The following is a 24374-nucleotide window of genomic DNA, read 5'->3' on the forward strand; positions in this document are numbered from 1 at the left end:
CATGAGTCTGACTCAGGGGTTGATCAGTACTGGCTGGCTGTGGGGCACTGGCTTGCTGGCCGGTCTGATAATTCTGTTGGCGTTGATTCGCGCTCCCTGGGGCGTTCTAACCGGTGAGCGCCGCCTGCAGCATTTGCTGTTTGGGGCCACCGTGGTGCTGATGTTGATGTGGACCATGCGGGCGGGGTTGTCACCAGGCCTCAGTATTCATTTCCTGGGCATGACCACACTGACGCTGATGTTCGGTTGGGATCTGGCGATCCTCTCGGGCAGTCTGGCTTTGGTAGGTATGGCCATTATCGGTCAGGAAAGCTGGGACACACTGAGCGTCAATGTACTCTGCTCAGTGGTGGTGCCGGTGCTGGCCAGTCTGGGCGTGTTACGGCTGGTAGAAGCCAAGCTGCCGCCCAATTTCTTTGTCTATCTGTTTCTCTGTGCGTTCTTTGGTGCGGGCGTTGCCACCGCAGTGGGCGGTATGGTGATGGCACTGCTGCTCTGGGTCGACGGCGTCTATCCCTGGATGAAGATTTATCTGGAGTACGTGCGCTTCCTGCCGCTGATCATGTTCCCGGAAGGGCTGCTGAACGGCATTCTCATGACCGGCATGATGGTGTTTCACCCGGACTGGATCCGCACCTTCGATGCACGCCGCTACATCGACGAGCAATAAATACTGCAGATCGGCGGCTAGCGTCTGACCGGGTGTTTGGCCAGCTTGCGTTGCAGGGTGCGGCGATGCATGCCCAGTGCCCGCGCCGTGGCAGAAATATTACCCTCGTGCTCGTGCAGCACTTTCTGAATATGTTCCCACTCAAGCCGGTTCACCGACAACGGGGTGTCCGGGATATCCGAGTCGCCGGGTTCCGAGTCCGGCTCAGCCTGTAAGGCTTTCAGGATCTGATCGGCATCGGCTGGTTTGGGCAGGTAGTTGTCGGCACCGGCCTTGATGGCATCCACGGTAGTGGCAATACTGGCATAGCCGGTCAGCACCAGCAGACGGATATTCGGGTTGAGTGCCCTCAGTTGCGGAATCAAGGCCAAACCTGAAGGACCCTCCATTTTCAGATCGACGCTAGCGTAATCCGGTACCTGCTGCTGGGCCATCTCCAGTGCCTGCTCCACATTGCGTGCCACCTGGGTGACAAAACCACGCCTTGTCATGGCCCTAGCCAGTACGCGGGTAAAAGCAGGGTCGTCATCGACAATCAGAAAGTGTTCAGCCATCCGTTGATTCCTCTTCCAGCAGGGGCAACAGCACCTCGGTCAAGGTGCCACCCGCCGGGTGATTGTACAGGCGCACCTCGCCCTGGTGTTGTGACAGGGTGGTCGCCGTCAGGAACAGGCCGATGCCCAGGCCGCGTCCCTTGGTGGTTACAAAGGGTTTACCCAGTTGGTCTGCCTGCTCCAGCGGCAAGCCGGGCCCCTGGTCGTGAATATGCAGTCTGATACCGGATGTATCCCGCTCTACACTGATCTCGATTCCTTTAGGGCTGGCATCAGCGGCATTGTTCAGCAGATTGAGCAAGGCCTGCTGCAGGGACACGGAGGTCAGCAGTCGGGCCTGTTCCAGTTGCGGATTGAGAGGCTCCAGTTGGAACTCGACCTCGGGGCGCATCAGACTCCACTCTTCCAGTACGCGCGTGAGCAGTTTGCCAAGCGCTTTGGCCTGGGGCTGGTCGTCACGCACCTGATGTGCCAACTGCTGCAGGCGTTGGCTGCAGCGTTCCACCTGCTCCTGCATCAACGCGACATCCTCCAGCAACTCTGCATCATTCGGATGCGTGTGGGCCAGCTCGCTGAGCGTGATGCGTAGCGTCGACAGTGGAGTGCCCAGTTCGTGAGCAGTACCTGCGGCCATGGTTGCCAGCCCCAGTAACTGCTGGTCCTGAATGCGTTTCTCCCGCTCCCGTTGCAGGTTGCTTTCACGCTGCTTCAAGGACTGCTGCATCTGGCTGATGCTCCAGGTCACCAGTACCGCCGTGAACAGAAAATTGATCCACATGCCGGTGACGTGCAGGTCCAGCAAATTGAGCACACTGTGCTGATGGGAGGTCTGTGGAGCCAGCAGGGGCTGGTATACCTGCAGCAACGTGGTGTAGAGCAGGATGACAATCACCGCCATCAAGGCAACAAAACCCCGAGACAGCGTTGCGGCGGCACTGAGCAGAGGAACCAGCAATAGAAAAATGAAGGGGTTGGTAGCACCGCCGGTCTGGAACAGCAGAAAACCGAAAATGACCGCATCGGCACAGAAATGGCTGAACAACTCGATCTCGGTCACGGGCCAGGGTGAATGCAAACGGGCAAAGGTGACCAGGTTGAGAATGGCAAGGCCTGCCAGTGCGGACCCGATCAGCCAGACATCCAGAGGCAGGTAGAGGCCGTATACAGCGAACAGCAGTGCGCAGCTGAGCAAAAAAAGAACCAGCGTGCGTACATACGTCAGTTGCAGCAGGGCAGAGTGAAAACCGTTCAGCAGGAGCCTCCGGAGCCGTTTGGATAGAGACTGAAAAGTATACCGCGACAGCGACAGAACAGGGTGCGACCAAAGGTCGCAATTCAACCTTAATAAATCTATGGTTGCGAGGTAAGTGACGGATTTTAGATACTATTGTATGAGAGGGCGACGCAAAGTAGTGTTCAGTCGTCTAATCTACAGTTGGAATAAATGAATAACCTGAGGGAGAAAGTCCATAATGACGGACAATAAAGATCCTATGATCCCCGATGGTGATGTCAATCCTATCGATACGGATTATCAGATCGGACAGGATAACATTGTTGTCAACGTGGGCCCGTTCGGGCTCGACATCCACAACCGCGTATTCGCTATCTCCGGCCTTGCCGTTGTAGCGTTCGTGATCCTCACGCTAGCCTTTCAGACTCAGGTCGAGCCCATGTTTACCGGGCTGCGCAACTGGCTCACCGGGAACCTTGACTGGTTCTTCATAGGCGCTGCGAATATTTTCGTTATTATCTGCTTTGTGCTCATCTTTACGCCGCTTGGCCGGGTGCGCCTGGGCGGTACCGAAGCTCAGCCGGATTATGGCTATCTGGGCTGGTTCTCCATGCTGTTTGCTGCAGGTATGGGCATCGGTCTGATGTTCTTTGGCGTATCAGAGCCCATGTCACATACGCTGAGCTCCTTTGGCGGCACCAGCCTGGGTGAAAATGGTCTGCGTACGGACTGGGCGCCTCTGGGAGCTGCCGGCGGTGATCAGGAAGCGGCACGTCAGCTGGGTATGGCGGCGACCATTTTCCACTGGGCACTGCATCCCTGGGCGATCTATGCCGTGATGGCGCTGGGTCTGGCCCTGTTCTCCTTCAACAAGGGCTTGCCGCTGACCATTCGCTCCGTGTTTTACCCGCTGCTGGGTGAGCGCGTGTGGGGCTGGCCGGGTCATATCATCGATATTCTGGCGGTACTGGCGACCCTGTTCGGTCTGGCCACATCGCTGGGCTTCGGTGCGTCTCAGGCCGCATCGGGTCTGAACTACCTGTTTGATATCCCGCTGGGTGATACCACCCAGATCCTGCTGGTTATCGGTATTACCGCCATCGCGCTGGTATCCGTACTGGCGGGCCTGGATGCCGGTGTTAAGCGTCTTTCCGAGATCAACATGATTTTGGCGGTGCTGTTGCTGCTGTTCGTGATCTTTGTGGGTCCGACACTGCTGATCCTGACCGGCTTCTTCGAGAGTCTCTGGGCATACATCACCAACCTGCCGGCGCTGTCCAACCCGGTTGGTCGTGAAGACAGCAACTTTGCCTCTGGCTGGACTGCCTTCTATTGGGCCTGGTGGATTTCCTGGAGCCCGTTCGTCGGCATGTTCATTGCCCGTGTATCCCGTGGTCGCAGTGTACGTGAGTTCATCATCGCGGTACTGCTGGTACCGTCCACTGCCTGTGTTCTGTGGATGAGTGTCTTCGGCGGTACTGCGATCGACCTGTACTTCACTGAAGGCTACACCGCACTGAAGGAAGCAGCGCTGCCGCTGCAGCTGTTCACCATGCTGGACGCGCTGCCGCTTGCGCAGATCACCTCCTTCATCGCTATTGTGCTGGTGGTGGTATTCTTCGTGACCTCGTCTGACTCCGGCTCGCTGGTAATCGACGTGATCGCGGCGGGTGGTAAGGTTGATGCGCCCACACCTCAGCGTGTGTTCTGGTGTACCTTTGAGGGTCTGGTGGCAATCGCCCTGATTCTGGGGGGCGGCCTGGCTGCTCTGCAGGCGATGGCCGTATCCACCGGTTTGCCGTTTACATTGGTGCTGTTGATGGCCGCCTTCTCCATGGTGAAAGGTCTGGCCTCTGAGCCGCGCGGTTAAGCGCGACTGACCGGATAACAGGCGGGGCGGCCTAGTGCGGCTCCGCCTGTTTTTGTTTTGACGATATGAGTGTGTAGCCATGCATGCCGAACAGTTGGAAGTTGCAGAGTTTTTTGCCCGCCACCAGCCATTTAATCTCCTGCCCGAAGATCGGCTGGAACAGCTGGCAGGCGAAGTGGATGTGGCCTATTTCAAGGCCGGTACCCAGATCAAGGAGTTCGGTGACGAAATCAGCGACTGGTACATCATTCGCAGTGGTGCGGTGGAGGTTTATCGTCGCAACGGCGATCTCTATAACCGGCTCAGTGAAGGCGGCTTCTTTGGTGAGTTCGGGCTGCTGCGGCATGGACGGGTACGCTTTCCCATCAAGGCGTTGGAAGACACCCTGGTGTACCTGATACCGGAAGATGTCTTTAACGATCTGTTTGATAACAATGAAGCCTTTGCCGATATTGTCGAGGTTGAGGACCGCACCCGCCTCAGGCAGGCGGTGGCACGGCGGCGAGAAGATGCCAATGAGCTGATGACCGCCAAAATCGAAACCCTGGTAGGCCGGGATGCAGTAACGCTGCCGCCCACGGCCAGTGTGCGTGAAGCGGCCATTCGCATGAGTGAGGAAGGTGTTTCCTCGGTGCTGGTGCTGGATGAGCAGATGGAAGAGGAGCCGGTGGTGGGAATTATCACCGACCGGGACCTGCGCAACCGCCTGATCACCCCGGGGCTCAGTTTTGATACGCCGGTCAGCGAGATCATGACCTCAGAGTTGATTTCGGTGGAGTATGGCCAGTTTGTATTCGAAGCCATGCTGTTGATGCTCAGGCACAACGTGCACCACCTGCCGGTGCTCAAAAAGCAGCGTCCGCTTGGGGTGATCGCCATCTCGGATATTATCCGCTACGAGTCCCAGAACAGTCTCTTTGTGGTCAGCAGCATCTTCCGCGCGCAAAGCCTGGAGGAGCTGAGTGCCCTGAAGAGTGATGTAAGTGCTTGCTTCTTGCGCATGGTCAATGAAGATGCCAACTCGCAGATGATTGGCACCGCCATGTCGGTGATCGGACGCAGCTTCAAACAACGCCTGCTGGAGCTGGGTGAGGAAAAGCTGGGGCCACCCCCGATTCCCTACTGCTTCCTGGCGCTGGGGTCCATGGCGCGTGAAGAGCAGCTGATAGTTACCGACCAGGACAACGCCATGATCCTGGATAACCGCTATGACCCTGACCAGCATGATGAGTACTTCAAGGCACTGGCGCAGTTTGTCTGTGACGGTCTGGATGCCTGCGGTTACACCTATTGCAACGGCGATATCATGGCCACCAATTCGCGCTGGCGTCAGCCGCTCAAAGTCTGGGAGCAGTATTTTACCGACTGGATTGAAAAGCCGACCCCCGAGTTTCTGCTTAACAGCTCCATCTTCTTTGATATTGAAGGGGTCTGGGGTGAAACCCGTTGGGCAGTGATGCTCAATGACCTGATTCTGCGCAAGGCGCGCAAGAACCCGCGTTTCCTGGCCTGTATGGCGCGTAACGCCCTGCAGCGCACGCCGCCGCTGGGATTCTTCAAGGACTTTGTGATGGAGACCGACGGTCGCCACAGCAACTCCATCAATATGAAACGCCGGGGTACAGCGCCTCTGGCCGATCTGGTGCGCGTGCACGCCCTGGCGATAGGCTCGCGGGAGCACAATACCTTTGATCGTCTCAGGGACATCATCGACTCCGACCTGTTGCCGCGCGGGCGGGGGCCTGACCTGCGAGATGCGCTGGAGCTGATCGCCATGGTGCGTATTCGCCACCAGGCGCTGGATGTGGAGGCAGGGAATGAGCCGGACAACAACGTTGAGCCGGAAAACCTGTCGGACTTTGAGCGCAAGAATCTCAAGGATGCATTCCAGATACTGTCCAATGCACAGAAATTCCTGAAGTACCGTTATCAACCGGGGCGGGTGGGCTGATGCTGTATCTCAACAAGGAGAAACTGCAAAACGAACCCTCGATGGCGGTACAGGATCCGGATGTCACCGACTGGCCGCAGCGGTTTTCCGAGCTGGCTTTCAGTGCCGGTTATCCGGCACTGAAAGCCTACTATGCGGCGGGCGTCGTCGCGCCGGATACGCCTTTGGTGGATGTCCCTCTGGTGGCACTGGACTTTGAAACCACCAGTCTGAACCCTCAGCAGGGCGGCATTGTCAGCATCGGGCTGGTGCCGATGAGCATTCACCGTATTCAAAGCTCTGAAGCTCGTCACTGGGTACTCAAGCCACGTGCGCGGCTGAGCAGCGAGTCGGTGGTGGTGCATGGCATTACCCACTCAGAAGTGGAAGCCGCGCCGGATCTGATTCGTATTCTGGACGAGCTGCTGGAACAGCTCAGGGGCAAGGTGGTAGTGGTGCACCACCGTGGTATCGAGCGGGCCTTCCTGAATTCAGCCCTCAAAGCGCGGATTCGTGAGGGAATCGAGTTTCCGGTCATCGATACCATGGAGCTGGAAGCGCGCCTGTACCGCAGCAAGCGTCCCAGCCTCTGGGCTCGCTTGATCGGCCGCAAGCCGGTATCCATACGGCTGGCGCAAAGCCGGGAACGGTATCACCTGCCGTTCTATCGCCCTCATCATGCCCTGACGGATGCCATTGCCTGCGGTGAGCTGCTGCTGGCACAAGTGGCCAATCGCTTTGATCCAGAGACGCCCATTTCGGAGCTTTGGCGTTAACGCAAAAGGGCCAGAGTTGTTCAGTACTCGGCTCTTGCCTTGGCAACCCGGCAGGGTGTTATACCCTGAACCGGCCCACCTGCTGTTGCAGAGACTGCGCATAGCGATCCAGTGATTGGCTGATACTGCCGATCTCCTGAGAGCGCTGGGCACCGGCCGCTGCCAGGTCATTGACCTCGGTGATACTGCGGTTGATCTCGTCGACCACCTGGGTTTGTTCTTCAGTGGCGGATGCCACACTGGTGTTGACGTCACTGATGTGGGCAAGTCCCTGAAGAATGGACTGCAGCTCGCTGTCGGCCTGTTCCGACAGGGCTTCGGTGTCACGGGCCTGGCGGCTGCCGACTTCCATCAGGTTGACCACGCTGCCTACACCGGACTGCAGGGCCGTGATCATTTTCTGGATGTTCTCGGTGGATTCCTGAGTGCGTTGAGCCAGGGTACGAACTTCGTCCGCGACAACCGCAAAGCCACGTCCCTGCTCACCGGCTCGGGCCGCTTCAATGGCTGCGTTCAGCGCCAGCAGGTTGGTTTGATCGGCGATATCACGGATGACATCCAGCACGGTGGAGATATTGTCGGAGTCCTTCGCCAGTACCTGAACGGCTTCTACCGCCTGAGCGGCCTGATCCGCTACCTGACGTACCTGTTGTGAGGACTGGTGGATAATATCGGCACCACGGGTACCGGTATCATTGGCGTCCTGTGTCAGCTGGGAGGCCCGGGTTGCATTGCCGGCTACCTCTTCAATGGCGCTGTGCATCTCGTTGATCGCGGTGGCGACCATGGCGATGGAGTCCGTCTGGCGGCTCACGCCTTCGTCGTTTTCATGAGCTGCACGGGCCAGGTGGCTGGACTCCTGGCCCAGGTCGTTACTCAGTTTCTGTACGCTGGCAATCATCTGTTGCAGGTTGTTGAGTACCTGGTTAAAGATGCTGGCGAGCTGGCCCAGGTCATCATTCGATTCCACCGGGATACGCTGGGTCAGGTCACCTTCACCCTGTGCAATGTTATCCAGCTGGTCACGCAGGCGGGTGATGGACTGAATGATCAGGCGCATGAAGACCACAAACAGTCCCAAACTGATCAGTATGGCCGCAAGAGTGACGAGCGTGGAAATCCACAGGGCATTTTCACTCTGAGCTGCCGCTTCATCGGCATGGGCGTGCGTTTCTTCTTCAAGGTGGGCACCCACAGTGTCAAAGTGGTCACGCAGGCTGCTGAACAGTGGTGCCGTCTCGGTTTTGGCTACGGCAATGGCCTCGCCGGGCTGACCGTTCTGAGCCAGCTGCAGCGCCTTGCGTGCAGAGGCTTCCCAGCGATTGAAGTCCTGCTGAAAACGCTGCTCTGCACTGGCAACTTCTCCGGCTGGCAACAGCTTTACGGATGCCAGAAAACGGTCACGGGCCTGATTCAGGTTTTCATCGAAGCTGTCCAGTTGATCAGTTGCATTCTGCTGCTGAAACTGGGCATCGATATAGGCATTCTGAGCGACGAGGGCCTGATAGAGATCCCTGTCACCGTTGAGGATGGCACTGACCGCAGGCAGATAGTCGTCTGTAATGACGAGGCTTTCGGATACCAGGTGGCGCGAAGTATAGCCATTCAACAGGCCCGTCAGCACGAGTGCGATGGCGGTAAGTGCGAAGGGGAGAGCGACACGGGTTCTGAACCCGAATTTATTCAGAATAGACATAAGTCTGACCTCTGGATGACACCGAAGTGACGCTTATAGTTATGAGGGCATTATAGGCATGAGAAGCGGGTCGGGTGTTAACCAACATCAGGATTTCGTGAGAGTTTTTGCCCGGTTTGGGCTAAGGTTTAACCTGTGTCACTATGGATCGCATTCAAAGAGACAAGGGGTATGTCTCGACTCAATTTTCATTGGCGCTGCAAGGGAGCTTAAGCGCAGGTGTCTAAGCTGCCAGGGGGCCTTCGCCTGATGGTTGTACGCTGGATGTTGGCAAATGAACAGGCTGTAAGCGGATCTGCCCTGTTGACGGACGGGGGGCAGGGCTGATGCCGGGCTCGGTCAAGCCTCTTCGCGGCGCTATACGAGTACTGGATCAATACGTCGAGCAGCTCTCCAGCAGGCCAACGCTCAGAGCCATACGTGATGGGCTGCTGGGGGTTGTGCCTTGTCTGATTCTGTCGGCAACCCTTCTGCTGATCTCGGTGTGCCTGCAAATGGCTGGCGCTGATCAAAGCCGGGTCGCTGTGTTCAGTGAGCTGCATTCACGTATCACTGTTGCCATTCCCTATCTGGTTACCGCTTCAATCGCCTACATGATTGCTATTCAACTGCACTTGCCTCGCTTGCCGGTGCTGTTTTTGAATGTCGCTTACCTGATCTGTGTGGATCAGCTGATGGAGCAGTTCAACGGTGCTGCGCGCATGCTGTTTCTACTCAGTGCACTGCTGATTCCCATCTGGGCCACCCGTGGCCTTGCGATTCTGCATGCTCAGTCATGGTGTCAGCTGACACGTGCCGAGGGGGCTGGCAGCCAGGTCAGGGATACGCTGAATTTTATTATTCCCGGCATGCTGGTGGCTGCTGCCGTTATTCTGGTGATGCTGGGTGTCATCCTGGTACTACCCGACCCCAAGTGGATTAATTACTACCTGTTTCTGGATGCGGCCAACGAGCCCTATGAAGTGGGGCTGACCTACAGCATTTTGAATTCCCTGCTCTGGTTCTTTGGTGTGCATGGCTACCATGCGCTTCTGCCGGTGCTGGAGGGCCTGAACCAGGCTCTGATGCTGAATCACACCACGGTGATGGCCGGTGGCTCGGGCCTCGAGTATCCAATGAATACCTCGTTTCTCGGCGCTTTCGTGTTTATTGGCGGCAGCGGGGCGACCCTGTCTTTGGCGTTGGCACTGCTGGTGACCACTCGGGTCAAGGCCCTGCGCGTATTGGCACTGGCCAGCCTGCCGTTTGCGTTCATGAATGTGAACGAGCTGCTGCTGTTCGGTCTGCCGATCATTTTCAATCCGCGCCTGCTGATCCCTTTTATGCTTGTCCCGGCGGCGAATGTATTGCTTGGGTTGGCCGTGATCCAGGCCGGCTGGGTGCAGGCTCCTTTCATGGATGTGCCTTTCAACAGTCCTATAGTATTGAATGCCTATCTGGCGACGGGGGGCGATGCAGGGGCTGTATTGCTGCAATTCGCCAATCTTGCGGTGGGCATGTTGCTCTATCGTCCCTTTGTTCGAGGCCTGGAAGCCCGCTTTGAAGAGGGGCAAGGGGCTGTCATGCGCTCAATCGAAACCCTGTTTTCACGACGTTTCGAGGAAGCGCAATATCAGTCCCAGGATCCTGTCACCGATGGCCTGCGTGAGCGGCAGAGCAAGATCCAGTTGCAGCGTGATCTTGGTGAGCTGGGTGATTATGAGTTTTTGCTGGAATACCAGCCGCAGGTGGACCCCGTAACGGGGCAGGTGACCGGGGTAGAGGCGCTGGTAAGAGCGGAAAGCTCCGATGGCAGGCTGTTGTCTCCGGCACAATTTTTACCGCAACTGGAAAGGGGCGGAGTCCTCAAAACGCTGGACCTGTGGGTGGCAGAAGAGGCCTGTCGTCAGGCTGATGAGTGGGCCGATCGGGGCTACACATTTCCGGTCAGTATCAACATCTCGGCCGAAGGTTTGAGCTCGCCGGAGGTGATCGATACGCTGACCAACCTCCTCACCGAGTGTCATGGCCGTGTGGCGGTGGAAATCACGGAAGATTCGCTCTCGGCCAGTCCCGAGACAGTGCGACATCACATAGAACGCATTCGTGAGCTGGATGTTCAGGTGCACATCGATGACTTCGGTACAGGGTTTTCCGCGCTGGGCTATCTGAGCCAGTATCCGATAGATGTGATCAAGGTCGACCGCAGTTTTGTAAATGCGTTGGAAACCGATAAGGGCTCCAAGGTGTTCAATGGCATTCTCAGTTTTGCCGAAGCCCTTGAACTGGGGGTGATTGTCGAAGGGGTCGAAACCGAACAGCAGCTTGCATATGTGCTGAATACGGATCGTGTCTCGGTACAGGGGTGGTTGTATAGTCGGTCGCTACGTGCCGAACAGATCCCGGCGTTCGTTGATCAACATGCTGAACGTGCGCTCCCTGCCACCGCCTCCGCATGAAAGATATCCGCAAGGGCGTTGTTTCACCGGGGCTGATCGGCGAAAATAGGCCTAATTCACGACTAACCGCACACAGGGGGCTTGTGCCCCTGTCCCTGTTCAGAGCATAAGACCCGAATTCATGTCCATAGCCCAGGAAGTATCCAACCGCCGCACTTTTGCGATCATTTCTCACCCTGACGCCGGTAAGACCACCATCACCGAGAAGTTGTTGCTGCTCGGTCAGTTGATCCAGGTGGCCGGTACCGTCAAGGGGCGTGGCAGTGACCGTCATGCTACCTCTGACTGGATGAGCATGGAGCAGGAACGCGGTATCTCCATCACCTCTTCCGTGATGCAGTTCCCCTACAATGACCGTACTGTGAACCTGCTGGATACACCGGGGCACGAAGACTTCTCGGAAGATACCTACCGTACTCTGACCGCCGTGGATTCGGCGCTGATGGTGGTGGATGGCGCCAAGGGTGTCGAGGAACGCACCATCAAACTGATGGATGTCTGTCGTCTGCGCGACACGCCGATCTTTTCCTTCGTCAACAAACTGGACCGCGATATCCGCGACCCCATCGAACTGTTGGACGAGATCGAAGAAGTACTGAAAATCGAGGCGTCACCGATCAACTGGCCGATCGGCTCCGGCAAGTGGTTCAAGGGGGTGTATAACCTGTACACCGACACCATCCACCTGTTTACACCGGGCCAGGGACATGCGCTGCCGGAAGACAAGCGGATCCAGGGGCTTGATTCCGATGAAGCCCGCGCACTGCTGGACGATGAGTACGACGACTACGTTGAAGAGATCGAACTGGTGAAGGGTGCCTGTCATGAATGGGATCAGGATGCGTACCTGGCCGGTAAAATGACTCCGGTATTCTTCGGTACCGCGCTGGGTAATTTCGGCGTTAAAGAGATGCTGGACGAATTTGTCGAGTGGGCTCCGGCACCGCCGGCCCGCGCTACGGAAACCCGTGAAGTCAAAGCGGATGAAGAGGGCTTCAGCGGTTTCGTGTTCAAGATCCAGGCAAACATGGACCCGAAGCACCGTGACCGTATCGCCTTCATGCGTATCTGTTCGGGTTCCTACACCCGCGGCATGAAAATGAAACATGTGCGTATTGGTAAGGATGTGCGCATCGCCGATGCGGTGACCTTCATTGCCGGTGACCGCGAGAATGTGGAAGAGGCCTGGTCGGGCGATATTATCGGCCTGCATAACCATGGCACCATCCAGATCGGTGACACCTTCACCTCTGGCGAAGCACTTAAATTTACCGGTATCCCGCACTTTGCGCCGGAAATGTTCCGCCGTGTCCGCCCGACGGATCCGCTGAAGATGAAGCAGTTGCAGAAAGGCCTGCAGCAGCTGTCCGAGGAAGGTGCGGTACAGCTGTTCCAGCCGGTGAAGAACAACGACCTGATTCTGGGTGCGGTTGGTCAGCTGCAGTTCGATGTGGTGGTGTTCCGCCTCAAGGACGAATACAAGGTTGATTGCCTGTACGAGCCGATCAGTGTGCAGACGGCGCGTTGGGTTGAGTGCGATGACAACAAGATGCTGGGTGACTTCGAGCGTAAAGCCTACGAAAACCTGGCCTACGATGGTGCCGGTTTGCTCACCTATCTGGCACCGACCCGCGTAAACCTGTCTCTGACCGAAGAGCGCTGGCCGGAGGTTCGCTTCCGCGCCACACGTGAGCACTGATTGCTCGCCGGCACAGGCCGTTCAGGCCTGTGCCATACTTTCCTCATGCTGATTGATACCCATTGCCATCTCGACTTCCCGAATTTTTCTGTTGACCGCGCTGCGGTGATAGAGCGTGCGCGTTCTGAGGGTGTTGAGCAGATTGTGGTGCCGTCGGTGACTGTGGATAACTTTCAGTCCGTTCTGGACGTGTGTGCGGGTGCGCCTGCACTGTTTCCCGCATTGGGGCTGCATCCCTGTTTTACCCATGAGCCTGCTGCAGCCATTGAACAGCTGGGGCAGGTGCTGACTAGCCATCACCCGGTTGCCGTCGGCGAAATAGGTTTGGATTTTCGCCCGGGGCAAGCGCCAGCCGAGATTCAGGTGCCGCTTTTCGAGCAGCAACTGACACTGGCCCGTGAGCACGACCTGCCCGTCTTGCTGCATGTGGTTAAGGCCCATGACGAGGTGCTGAAACGCTTACGCCAGTGCCAGTTGCCCAGAGGCGGCATCGTGCATGCCTTTTCCGGCAGTGAGCAGCAGGCGCGTGAATATGCAAAGCTGGGGTTCAAGCTGGGGTTTGGCGGGGCTTTTACCCATGCCAGGGCGCGCAAGTTACAGCGTTTGGCCGCGGAACTACCATTAGAATGGCTGGTGTTGGAAACCGATGCGCCGGATATGCCGTTGGCCGGCTATCAGGGAGAAAGGAATGAGCCGGCCCGTGTGGCAGAGGTGGCACAGCAACTGGCGTCACTCAGAGGGGTAAGCCTGGCGCAGGTTGCCGAGCAAACCTGCGCCAACGCTCGTCAGATACTTCACCTGCCTCAGTGATACATCTGTTCTGAGCCGGACTTCATCAGTGACCAGACGGTGTTGGTCTGGCTATTGACCGGCAGGCGGCGGTAACGGCCTTCTGCATCCAGACGCTGACTGGTGTACGCCTCGTTGGGCGGGCTGATCAGCATGCGGGTCAGGTCCAGCGGGTAATTGGGGCCACGAACCGAACGTCCGAACTTATCCTCAATAGGTCCCAGCTCATGCTGCATGGATACAACCGTGATCAGGCTGACGCAGTGTGTACTGGTGCCCTTGCACAGGCGAAAATCGCGGGTATCCAGTGAATAGAACTCACCGATGGACTCGTCTTTGGTACCGCCCAAACTCATGCAGCCGCCCAGCAAAACCATTGCGACCAGCAGACTCAAATGCTTCATGGCAACATCCTGTTTAATCAGTGGATTGCGTGCGAGTGTAGCAGAAAACAAAGGGGCTCAAGCAGGCCCCTTTGTACCAGGTATCAGCAAAAATCCTTGTAGGGATTATTCACCTTGAGCGAGATCGGCTTGGCGTAGCCTGGCAGGCGGATCTCATCGGCACTGATCTGCAGGTCTTCACCTGTGAGTACATTGTGATCGTAACGGTAGATCGGGCGTGCCAGACCATTGACGGCAGACTGGTTATAGGCCTCGGCCTGCTCGCGCACCTGCTCACGGCGCTGGCGCCAGCTGTTCATGGCGGCTTCGCCATGACGGCGCGTCAGCATCTGTTCGACCACGTGAGGTGCCAGTACTGCGGCGCTGGCATTGTTGCCACCAAAGCCCTTGGCATTGATCAGGACCGAGTCCTTACCCTCGGTACCCACCTCCAGGTGTTGTAGCGGCAGGTTCAGGTTGGAGCTGTGCACGTCGTCGGCAATCGCCGGAGTTGTAGTCAGACCGGGCACGATACCGTGTTTCCAGACGCCCAAGGAGGCAAACAGCTGGTCACCACCGGCGGTTCCCTGAGAGTGGCCCAGGTAAGCCTTAACGGCGCTGGTGGTCCAGGCAGGAATATCGAATGCCTTGGCTGTCTCATTGATGACATGGGATTCTGTCACCCGGTTCTGCGGGGTGCTGGTGCCATGTGCCTGAACGAAACTGCGCTGGCGCAAGGATTCTTCACCCAGCAGGTCGCCGACCAGAGACGCGGCTTTGCCCAGTGTCATATAGTTGCCGACACCCGGTGCCGAAATCGATTTTTTGTGGCCGTCAGCATGCACGAAAACATCGGCCACCGCGCCCTGAATATCGGCGCCCAGCTCCAGGGCCAGGGTATCGCTCATCAACACCAGGAACTGGCTGGACTCACCGATGGTGAAGCCGCAGTTTTGACCGAAGGGACGGCAGGCCTGACGATAGTGTTCTTCTGCCAGCTCGGCCAGGTCGTCCAGTGCCATCAGCTGTTTGTCTTCTGCCAGTGCGCCCATGGCACGGAAGCCTTCAATGATTTCCGGGGTAACCGGAGCATCACTGCCGCCGACCAGTACCAGCTGACACTGGCCACTGCGAATGGCTTCCACACCGTTTTTCAGGTTGTACAGGAAGGTTGCGCAGGCGCCCAGCGCACCGCCAGTCGTGCCGACATTGCCCAGCAGATAGGCATTGATGAAATCAGCCGGCATCTGCGCGTAGCCCAGCGGCATCTGCTTGGAAGAGGTGCGTTTGCCCAGTGCCGGGAACTTGGTCAGGCCGCCAAAGCCCAGGTCGTCCAGCTGGCCGATCGAGTTGCTGGCAAACACGCCAATCTGATCCGGTGCCAAACGATTGACCAGTTCATCGTAATCGATACCCACCGAGCGCAGAGCGTCGGATGCAGCGTATACGGCCATCTGCAGGCCACGGGGGTGGTTACGGGACTGATACAGTTTGCCCGGTTCGAATCCTGTTGGCAGCATGCCGGCGCTTTGTACCAGCGCGGTTTTGGTATCCGGGAAAATCAGGTCGCAATTACCATCGATGGTCACTTCCGATTGGCCGGAACCCAGGTCCTGAACCTGCCAATTGGAGGGGATCACCTGCGGCAGCTGGCGATTGCGTAAACGGAATGTGATGGCCTGCTCGGCGGGTTTGGCGGTAGCGGGGCGGTTGAACAGTACCGCATTAACATCAAACCAGTCGGCATGGATGCGTCGGATCAGTGTCTGGTTGCAGACCTGCTGCTCCACGGCCGCGGCCAGGGCGTCTTTTTCCAGCAGGGCTTCACCCAGCAGGAAACGACCGCTATCGTCACGGCTGGCTGTTCCGGTCAGCGTCGCCAGATCGACCAGAGTTTCCTGGCGGCTGGCCGAATCGAGCTGATCCAGAACCAGGCGACGGTAGCCTTGATGAAAGGATGTACGACCAGCAGGGCTGATACCACCAAAACCGACAATGACAGGCAGTTGTGACAAAAGAAACTCCTCGGAGTGGTGACGCGATGACAGTAAAGGATAACAGCGTATTTTATCGCCTGAGGTCATTACTGGCCAGCTTTGTGGCGGCCTTCAGGACCATAAATCAACTCTGCTTTTAACGCTCAGTTCAGCTAAGCTAAGGTACATAGTCGGGCGCAAAGCTCCCGAGAACGGAGCGCTCAAGCATTCAAGGAGATAACATGAAAAAGCTCATTCTTGCGACGGCAGTGGCCGCCATGACACTGGGGGGCTGTACTACGATGGACCCTTACACCCAGGAGTCGAAAACCGCCAACGCCACCAAGGGGGCAGGAATCGGCGCACTGGCCGGCGCGGTTATTGGTGCGGCTGCCAATGACGACGATCGAGGTCGTGGTGCTCTGGCTGGCGCTGCGATTGGCGGCGCTGTGGGCGGTGGCATTGGTTATTACATGGACCAGCAGGAGATGCTGCTGCGCCAGGAACTGGAAGGCACCGGTGTTCGGGTGGAGCGTGTCGGCGACAGCATCCGCCTGATTATGCCGGGCAACATTACCTTTGCTACCGACAGTGACCGTGTCGACCCCGGTTTCTACTCGGTACTGGACTCGGTGGGCAAGGTGCTAATGAAATTCGAGAAGACTCAGGTTGCAGTGGAAGGTTTTACCGACTCCACGGGATCGTTTGAGCACAACCAGGGGCTTTCAGAGCGTCGAGCCAACAGTGTGGCACGCTACCTCAATTCAGTGGGCGTAAACGGTTTGCGTCTGGAAGTGCGTGGCTATGGTGAGCGCTATCCGATCGCCAGTAATGAAACGGCATCAGGGCGTGCACAGAACCGCCGGGTGGAAATCAAAATTCGTGGCAGCCGTTCCTGATCAAAAGGCGGCTTTAAAGTACGGGCACCTGCACAGGCGGGTGCCCGAAGACATCACAGATTGGCGCTGTCCTGCAGGCGGTCAAACTTGCCCAGCATGCGTTTCAGCTGATCTTCTGTTTGCGACTGTTCCTGTTCCAGAGAAGCCTTGCTTTCGCGCAGCTCGCTGACTTCCAGTCGCAGCAGTTCGACCTCTTCGATCAATCCTTCAATTTTCCCTTCCAGTTCCTTAAAGAGTTCGCTCTGCATGGAATCAATGCTCCTTTCGTATCGGACAAAAGGGCAAGACTAAGCGGCCTAATGCGCAATTACAATATCGTCACGTTGAATGTTGATGCCGGCGGCGGGTAATTCCAGCAGACCGCGTCCCAAGTGCGGCTGAAGTGTCTCCAGAGTCAGGCTATAGCCGGTATTCTCAAGTTCAGAGCGCGTCTCGCCATCGAGGCCGTAATGGGTGAAACGACGGTATACACTCAGGCGATCACCTGTCTGCAGACCGTCCAGACTACCGGCATTAATCCAGACCTGGCGGTCACGTGTCTGGGTGATACGGGCTCTGAATGGCTCACAGGTCAGTTGCAGCTGAATATCATTGCTGAGCGTACGAATCAGCGCGCGTACCTGTTTACCAAAGGGCTGCTGCCAGAACTCGGGGGTGCCGAATCCCACCTTGGTGTGCATATCGGCAGTCCAATCGGCGGTCAGGTGATAGCGCTGCTGGTGCTGCAGGGCACCGGTAAAGGCATCATGGATGAAAAGCTCAAGCACCAGGTCGCGCTTCGCATAGCCTTCATCAAAGTAGTCGACCTGACGGTAGATGTCGGTCAGAACATTGGGCGAGCGGGGCTCGGCATCATGGTGCGGAGTCATATTGCGGATCACGCCGCTGACAAGGTACTGGACATTGTGCTGCTCGGATCGATCCAGCAAGGTGGTCAGCGTCCCTTCGGGCAGGATACGGACAGGTGCCCGCTGAGGATCGCCGATAATGTTCAGCTCACCCACGTCGAGTGCATTGAACGTGCTGCTGCGTCTCAGCTCATAGGAAAGCAGAGTGGCAAGGCCTCCTTGGATATCCTGCAGATAGCCATAACTGGCGTCCTGGGGGCGCTGCAGCGGGAAGTGGGTAACGGCCAGGGATTTGCTGTAGGCCGTATCTGGGTGGCTGTCCTTGCAGCCCAGGGCGATGTCGACATCAGCGATGATCGTGACACTGATTTGCCCCTTATCGACCTCCTCGTTGATCACGCGTACATTGTTTACCTGGCCCAGGCTGCGCAGCCTGATGGTATCGATTTCCAGGATGCCATCGCGAGCCTGACGTGTTGAGCCGAGCCATGAAGACGCCTGAATGCTGGCCTGCTGCATGGCCCGTTGTAAGGCTTGCTGTCGCGAGAGGCCAGGGTCATCCTCTGAATAGGGTGCCTGGCCGGTAGCCTCAATGGCAACGGCATTGGCCAGTCCAGGCAGCAGCATCATGACAAACAAAAAGCATTTGAACAGGGCCTTGGCGGGCTGTTTCATGTATTCATAGCTCGGCTGATAAAAGTGTATGAATTCGATTGTAGCGGGGAAGGCTTGCTTGTAACAGGCGTGCGCGTATGACGGCAATCAAGGTGATGTGGGCTCAGTGGGCTTTGCTGGCAGTACTGGTATTGGGGTCATCCTGGCTTCATGCAGCGTCCGATGCCGTGATGGTGCGTGACCGTATTAATGCGAACCCCGGGGCAATGTCCTCAGGAGAATTCGAGACGGTGTGGCAGCAGCTGCAAGGGCTTTCCACTACCCGGATAATCGAACTCTCGAGCAGTCAGGACAACAACTACTTCGAACAGGGGTGGTTTGAGCTGGCCAAAACCTACCGGCTGGCTGCCAGCGGGCAACGTCAGCAGCAGCTTGAAGCCTGGCGTCGCGACTGGTTTCACCATCCGGCTGTTGCCTGGCTGGAGCGTATCGGTGTCGCAAACGTGCTTTCAGCAGAAGTGCCAACGAGCGTGCGCCAAATGGGAGTGCTGCTCCCTTTGAGTGGGCCTTTTGCTGAACAGGGGCAGGCTGTATTGGAGGGTATCCGTGCTGCACAAAACTGGGATATGCGCAGAGGTTTTGCTGTGCCGCAGCTGCAGGTGTTTGACAGCCAAACTGTAGTCGAACCAACCGAATTCATCCGGCAGGCTGCGCTACGCCATGAGTTGGATTTACTGGTAGGTCCCATGCAGCAATCACTCAGCACACGCCTGGATCAACCCTTTGCAGTGCCGGTACTGACATTAAACCGCAGTGGTGGTCGGCGTTTTAATGGCTTTCAGCTTGATTTGGCTTCCGATCAGGAATTACGACAACTGGTTGAGTTGATGCGCCGGGAAGGGCAGCGGCGTGTGCTGGTGTTGGCACCGACTGATGAGGCCTGGGTGGAGCCACTTCTACTCTGGTTGGGGCAACAGATGCGCACGGCAGGGCTGCGTCAGGTGGGACCATTCAGGTTTGGCTCCCGGCTGCCAGAGTTGAGGCGCCAGCTAGGCTCCTGGCTAGCTATCAAATCCAGCCAAAATCGTGCTGATAATCTGGGGCAAGTGTTGTCAGGCAAGCCTCAATTCATTCCGCGACGTCGCCAGGACATCGATGCGGTGCTGCTGATAGCACGGCCTTGGCAGGCGCGGCTGCTTAAGCCTGTACTAAATTATCATCACGCCAATACCCTGCCGACCTATGGCAGCTCACACCTGTTTGAAGGCACGCCTGATCCGGTTAAGGACAGGGATCTGGAGGGTATCCGGTTTTGCGATATGCCCTGGCGTCTGTTGAAACGGTCTGGGCCGGTTTCATCCAGTGTGTTCTTTGCTCTGGGTGTTGATGCAGGGTCAATACATCGAGCGTTGCCGAAGCTGCGTGCAGGTGTGCCGGGATACTTTGAAGGAGAAACAGGCAACCTGCGGTTGTGGAACGCATCAAGATTGGAGCGAACGCTGTTGTGCGCTCGCTTTAAACAAGGTGTGCCAGAACCTTATATGTGGGGGGATGGGCGCTCGGCTCAGTGAAGCCTGTCACCAACCGCTGGTGTTCGTTGCGCGCTAAGCACAAGGGCCAAACTGAGTTCCCGACCCGCTTCAAATACCATCGCCCAGCCAGCTGCGTGGCCGGGGAACTCCATCGCATTGCCACTCTCTGACTCGACCGGATTGCGTTGATGGAGTTTGAGCAGTGCACCGGGAGCCAACCCTTGTCGAGCGCCCTTGTCGAGTAAAAGGATATAGCCACCCGATTGTTCATAGAGTGCTTTCAGCACCTCTACGCTGGTGTTTTGGGCCGGGTAGTGGGGCTCTATGACAGTGGTTTTTGTATTGATCGGCAGTAAAAGCGCGTTTTCCTGAGGGGGCTTCAAGCTCGAGGTCACATGAAAGCCGGCCAGAGATCCCTGCTGCAGGGCAAGTTTGGCACTGCCAATGCGAGTCAACTCTGTAGTGGATGAAGTGACAGGCTCGGCGCTGGGTTCAAAAATTCCGTACTGCACCCCCTGTGAAGTCTGTTGGGTGTAGCCAGGCGAATAAAGGTACAGGCCATCCTGCTCATGTCGAACGGCATGCAGGTGTATGGCATTTCGGGGGTTATCAAGCAGCCGGTAGTTTTGTCTCAGGCGGCGGATATTGCTGCTTTTGATTTGCTCCAATGCAAGCTGATAGGCAGGGTCTGTTTCAATGGAATCCTGCTGTTTTCCACCCTGGGCTGAGGGTTGTGTGGCTGTGGTGCTGGTGCCCGCTGAGGGCAGGCGCAGTGTCGCACCGGCTGCCAGCTGTTCGGGGCGTCGAATGCTGGGGTTTAGCGCCCAGATTTCACGCCACCGATTTGCGGCTCCCAGTTGCTGAGCCGCAATGGATGACAGGCTGTCGCCCCGCTTTACAACATAGCGCTGCTCGGCAGAAACGGCTGTGGAAGTGAGCAGGCATGCCATCAAAGCGGCAGCCGCGCAGGCCGGTTTAAGCATGAGTGCTCCTTGTGCAAGGCATGAGCGAAGAGGTCCTGACCGAATTTAGGGCCGCATCAATAATGCGGCAGGAACAGGCCCCCGTCATGGTAAGCGGCGCCATCGGGCAGGTGGCCACCTCTTGCGTGCCAGAGTCGCTCACGCTCCAACTGCTTGCGCATTTGGCTGCGGCTGATTTTCAAAGACATTTCAGTCGTCGCCATGCCGTCCGCCTCGAAATCCTGGCGAATGATGGCAGCGCCCTGTACGAAACTGTTGATATAGGTGCGCAGTCGATCCCGGTTGGTGATGTAGTCATCCACTCGGGTGTCACCAACAATGTGTAGACCCGAAACCTGTTCGGTAATCTTGCGGTAGGCATCCAGCTCTGAAGCGCGCAGGGCCATCAGGCGGCGCTGGGCCAGGTTTTCAAAGGTGCTTTTGGGAGCGCCATAGCCAGTAACGCTGATAATCTGGACATCATTGTAAAGGGCTTCAGCTGCTCTCTCCGCCTGGGCCGCAGCTTCGGGAGAGCCTCCGCGTCCTGGCTGAATGGCACTGACGGAAACCGCCGGAACAGTGAGAGACCACTCGGTTTGGCCACAGCTACCACAAGTGGTTTGCTTGGCGCAGCCGGCAATCAGAGTTGCGGCAATCGCGGTGATTGTAAGTTTGAGTAGATTATTCATAAACCACGCGTTCCTTATCGTCGTTTGACCGAAGCAGCAGCTTTAAGAGTTGCACCCAAGCGATTGTTTCGGCGAGATGTCGCGCAACTTTAGCAAAAAAGCGACGCTTGCACGTGGTTTAATGCACGTGCTGATCCAGTTGCTGGCAAATCGCCTGTTGCAGTTCCCGGCACAGTTCCGGGTCGCTGATGGGCTGATTCTGGCTATCGGTGATGAAGAAGAAGTCTTCTACGCGCTCGCCGATACTGGAAATTTTTGCCTTGCGCACCGAGATGTCGAATTCGACAAAGATGCGGCCAATGCGGGCCAGTAGACCCGGGCGGTCGGGAGTAATGATCTCCAGAACAGTCTGCTGCACGACGGGGTCGTTGCTGATGGTCATGCGTGTCGGCGTGGTGAACAGTTTGAGCTGGCGTGGTACGCGGCGCTGGATGATGTCCGGGTAGTCTTCGGGGTCATCCAGTTCTTCGGTCAAGTGCTGCTGGATATGGGCCAGGTACTCGGGGTTTTCCGATAGTGGCTGGTTATCATCGGTGAGAACCGTGTAGGTGTTCAGGGTGCGGCCATGGTCGGTTAGGATGATGCGCGCATCCTGGATGTTGAGGTTGAGCTGATCCATGGCGGCCACGGTGGCCGGAAACAGGGTCGGCAGATCTTCGCTGTAAATGAAGATCTCGGTCGCGCCCTCAAACACCCGATAAGACGTCTTGCGGATCAATACCAGGGGCAACGGGTTGTCGCCGTGCTCGATGATGGCGCGAGTGTGCCATGCGATGTTGTGTGCATCTTCGCGCAGGAAGTAGTCGTCGCCCAGAAGTTTCCAGTAATCCAGCACTTCCTGTTCAGGGACGCCCTTGCGAGACAGCAGCAGCATGGCTTCATGCTGTACCTGCTCGATACGGTCTTCCTTGTTGACCGGGTTTTCCAGTCCGCGGCGCAGAGCGCGCTTGGTGTCCATGTAGAGCTGACGTAACAGGGTGGCGCGCCAGTTGTTCCACAAAGTGTTGTTGGTGGCGTTGATGTCGGCCACGGTCAGAACATACAGGTAATCCAGGTGCACAAGATCGCGTACATCCATGGCGAAGTCGTGAATGACTTCAGGGTCGGAAATATCACGGCGCTGAGCGGTCATCGACATTTTCAGGTGGTTGCGAACCAGCCAGGACACCAGATGGGTATCCCACTTGCCCAGGTGGTGGCGGCGGCAGAAACTGATCACGTCTTCTGCACCCAATTCGGAATGGTCACCGCCGCGGCCCTTGGCGATATCGTGGTACAGGCCGGCGATATACAGCAGCTCAATCTTGGGCAGCTGGTTGACGATGCGGTGGGCGATGGCGAACTGCTCGCGATACTCGCGATGGCGGAACTGGCGCATCTTCTGAATGACCTTCAGGGTGTGCGCGTCCACGGTATAGATGTGGAAGAGGTCGTGCTGCATCTGGCCGACGATTTTGCCGAACTCTGGTAGGTAGCGGCCCAGAATACCGTAGCGGTTCATGCGTTTGAGCTCGGTCGATACACCTTCCGGTGAGCGCAGCAGCTCCATGAACAGCGAGGTGTTACGGATGTCGTTGCGGAAGTCATCGTCGATCAGGTGGCGATGATCCCTTACCAGGCGGATCGTTGAGGCGCGTACACCCTTGATCTCCGGGTGCTGTGCCATCAGCACGAACAGCTCCATGATGGCGAATGGGTGGTGTTCAAACACCTTGTCGTAGACGGTTTCCAGGAAGTCGTTGCGCACCTGGAAGCGGTTGTTCAGAGGACGAATGCTCTGTTCATCATCCACGCGCAGAATGGCTTCGTCGAAATGCTGCAGCAGCATGTCATTGAATTCGGACATGGCCATGGCGACGCGGTAGTACTTGCTCATGAACTGCTCGACCGCCAGTGAGCCTTCCTGGTCTTCGTAGCCGAAGTAGGCCGCGAGCGTGCGCTGGTGATCGAACAGCAGACGGTCTTCACGGCGGCCACACAGCATGTGCAGTGCGTAGCGGACGGTCCAGAGGTAGAGTTCGCCCTTGTTCAGGGTATCCAGCTCGGACTCGGTCACAAAACCGTGATCCACCAGGTCGCGAATATAAGTGGCACCAAAATGCCGTTTGGCGACCCAGCCCACGGTCTGAATATCCCTCAGGCCCCCCGGGGAGGTTTTGAGGTTGGGCTCAAGGTTGTACTCGGTGTTGTTGGTCTTTTCGTGGCGCTCTTTCTGCTCGGCCAGCTTGGCCTTGAAGAACTCCTTGTCGGTCCAGGCGCCTTCAGAAGTCACACGTTCGTACATCTCGGCCTGCAGCTCAGGGTCACCGGCCAGAGTACGGGACTCGATCAGATTGGTGGCGATGGTGATATCGTTGCGGGCTTCGTCGTAGCACTCTTTCAGGGTGCGCACACTGGAGCCCAGATCCAGGTTGATATCCCAAAGCAGGGTCAGGAAACCGCTGATGCTGTCATGCCAGTCCTGAGGATCAACTTCGTTAAACAGGAGCAGGATATCCACATCGGAAAACGGGTGCAGCTCACCGCGACCATAGCCGCCCACCGCAACCAGCGATGCCTGGTTTTCGGCTGGCCAATCGAACTCATTCCAGGCCAGGTTGAGGATGCAGTCCAGAATCCAGGCGCGGCCATAAATAAGACGGCGAATGTCTTCGCCGGCCTTGAAGGCTTCGTCCAGGCGCGCCTGGGAATCCTTGAGTGCCTGCTTGAGTATTTTGATGACCGGCTGCTCACCGGACTTGAGCTGAAGCTCCAGCTGGGCTGGATCGAACATTTCGGGGATAGCTGCAAGGGAGTGAGCAGGAAGGGTCATGG

19 protein-coding genes are annotated in these 24374 nt (G+C 57.1%); 9 read left to right on the forward strand and 10 right to left on the reverse strand.

The window, feature by feature from the left end:
- The first annotated feature begins 1 nt into the window (after position 1).
- A complete protein-coding gene (locus tag BW956_RS16685) occupies positions 2–670 on the forward strand; it encodes an energy-coupling factor ABC transporter permease (protein ID WP_076464448.1) in 669 nt (222 codons plus the stop codon).
- Between the two features lie 17 nt (positions 671–687).
- On the opposite strand, the gene BW956_RS16690 is transcribed toward BW956_RS16685, so the two are convergent.
- Positions 688–1224 (reverse strand): response regulator transcription factor, encoded by a 537-nt coding sequence (locus BW956_RS16690; protein ID WP_076464451.1) that lies wholly within the window; start codon positions 1222–1224, stop codon positions 688–690.
- Complete coding sequence (locus BW956_RS16695) at positions 1217–2416, reverse strand: ATP-binding protein (protein ID WP_083703122.1); 1200 nt, start codon at positions 2414–2416, stop codon at positions 1217–1219. The genes BW956_RS16690 and BW956_RS16695 overlap by 8 nt, the downstream gene beginning before the upstream one ends.
- A 280-nt stretch (positions 2417–2696) precedes the next feature.
- On the opposite strand from BW956_RS16695, the gene BW956_RS16700 reads away from it, so the two are divergent.
- From BW956_RS16700 to BW956_RS16710, 3 genes are all read left to right on the forward strand, one after another.
- Positions 2697–4328 carry a BCCT family transporter gene (locus tag BW956_RS16700; protein WP_076464453.1) on the forward strand — a complete coding sequence of 544 codons (1632 nt, stop codon included), beginning with the start codon at positions 2697–2699 and terminating at the stop codon, positions 4326–4328.
- 79 nt (positions 4329–4407) lie between these two features.
- Positions 4408–6279: a DUF294 nucleotidyltransferase-like domain-containing protein gene (locus tag BW956_RS16705; protein ID WP_076464454.1), complete on the forward strand. Its 1872-nt coding sequence runs from the start codon at positions 4408–4410 to the stop codon at positions 6277–6279.
- Positions 6279–7034, forward strand: coding sequence for a 3'-5' exonuclease (locus BW956_RS16710; RefSeq protein WP_076464456.1), 756 nt, complete (start codon positions 6279–6281; stop codon positions 7032–7034). Before BW956_RS16705 ends, BW956_RS16710 begins: the two co-directional genes overlap by 1 nt.
- A 58-nt stretch (positions 7035–7092) precedes the next feature.
- On the opposite strand, the gene BW956_RS16715 is transcribed toward BW956_RS16710, so the two are convergent.
- Positions 7093–8730, reverse strand: a complete 1638-nt coding sequence (locus tag BW956_RS16715) for a methyl-accepting chemotaxis protein (RefSeq protein ID WP_076464459.1) — start codon at positions 8728–8730, stop codon at positions 7093–7095.
- 326 nt (positions 8731–9056) lie between these two features.
- Between BW956_RS16715 and BW956_RS16720 the strand changes: the two genes are divergently transcribed.
- The 3 genes from BW956_RS16720 (at position 9057) to BW956_RS16730 (ending at position 13677) form a co-directional block, all read left to right on the forward strand.
- Positions 9057–11168: an EAL domain-containing protein gene (locus BW956_RS16720; protein WP_076464462.1), complete on the forward strand. Its 2112-nt coding sequence runs from the start codon at positions 9057–9059 to the stop codon at positions 11166–11168.
- 121 nt (positions 11169–11289) lie between these two features.
- Entirely contained in the window at positions 11290–12867 is a 1578-nt protein-coding gene (locus BW956_RS16725; protein WP_010323555.1) for a peptide chain release factor 3, read from the forward strand.
- Positions 12868–13677: a TatD family hydrolase gene (locus BW956_RS16730; protein ID WP_338066354.1), complete on the forward strand. Its 810-nt coding sequence runs from the start codon at positions 12868–12870 to the stop codon at positions 13675–13677.
- Here the strand turns inward: BW956_RS16730 and BW956_RS16735 are convergent.
- Both BW956_RS16735 and BW956_RS16740 read right to left on the reverse strand, forming a co-directional pair.
- The gene (locus BW956_RS16735; RefSeq protein ID WP_076464465.1) at positions 13671–14060 is read right to left on the reverse strand and encodes a hypothetical protein; all 390 of its coding nucleotides are present in this window, start codon (positions 14058–14060) and stop codon (positions 13671–13673) included. The genes BW956_RS16730 and BW956_RS16735 overlap by 7 nt on opposite strands.
- Positions 14061–14143: 83 nt before the next feature.
- The gene (locus tag BW956_RS16740) at positions 14144–16054 is read right to left on the reverse strand and encodes a beta-ketoacyl synthase (RefSeq protein ID WP_076464468.1); all 1911 of its coding nucleotides are present in this window, start codon (positions 16052–16054) and stop codon (positions 14144–14146) included.
- A gap of 203 nt (positions 16055–16257) precedes the next feature.
- On the opposite strand from BW956_RS16740, the gene BW956_RS16745 reads away from it, so the two are divergent.
- A complete protein-coding gene (locus BW956_RS16745) occupies positions 16258–16914 on the forward strand; it encodes a YiaD family glycine zipper/OmpA-like lipoprotein (protein ID WP_010323551.1) in 657 nt (218 codons plus the stop codon).
- Between the two features lie 53 nt (positions 16915–16967).
- Here BW956_RS16745 and zapB read toward each other — a convergent pair whose 3' ends face one another.
- Positions 16968–17162, reverse strand: a complete 195-nt coding sequence (zapB, locus tag BW956_RS16750; RefSeq protein WP_010323550.1) for a cell division protein ZapB — start codon at positions 17160–17162, stop codon at positions 16968–16970.
- 48 nt (positions 17163–17210) lie between these two features.
- Complete coding sequence (locus BW956_RS16755) at positions 17211–18437, reverse strand: flagellar assembly protein T N-terminal domain-containing protein (RefSeq protein ID WP_076464471.1); 1227 nt, start codon at positions 18435–18437, stop codon at positions 17211–17213.
- 77 nt (positions 18438–18514) lie between these two features.
- Here BW956_RS16755 and BW956_RS16760 point away from each other — a divergent pair, with 77 nt between their 5' ends.
- Positions 18515–19948: a penicillin-binding protein activator gene (locus tag BW956_RS16760; RefSeq protein WP_076464474.1), complete on the forward strand. Its 1434-nt coding sequence runs from the start codon at positions 18515–18517 to the stop codon at positions 19946–19948.
- Here BW956_RS16760 and BW956_RS16765 read toward each other — a convergent pair.
- From BW956_RS16765 to BW956_RS16775, 3 genes are all read right to left on the reverse strand, one after another.
- Positions 19942–20892 (reverse strand): LysM peptidoglycan-binding domain-containing protein, encoded by a 951-nt coding sequence (locus BW956_RS16765; protein WP_076464477.1) that lies wholly within the window; start codon positions 20890–20892, stop codon positions 19942–19944. The two genes, BW956_RS16760 and BW956_RS16765, sit on opposite strands and share 7 nt — an antisense overlap.
- 56 nt (positions 20893–20948) lie before the next feature.
- On the reverse strand, positions 20949–21560 hold the full coding sequence (locus BW956_RS16770; protein WP_076464479.1) for an LPP20 family lipoprotein: 612 nt from the start codon (positions 21558–21560) through the stop codon (positions 20949–20951).
- 118 nt (positions 21561–21678) lie between these two features.
- Entirely contained in the window at positions 21679–24372 is a 2694-nt protein-coding gene (locus tag BW956_RS16775) for a [protein-PII] uridylyltransferase (protein ID WP_076464482.1), read from the reverse strand.
- Positions 24373–24374 lie beyond the last annotated feature (2 nt).

The sequence above is a fragment of the Marinobacterium stanieri genome, assembly GCF_900155945.1.
Classification (GTDB): Bacteria; Pseudomonadota; Gammaproteobacteria; order Pseudomonadales; family Balneatricaceae; genus Marinobacterium; species Marinobacterium stanieri.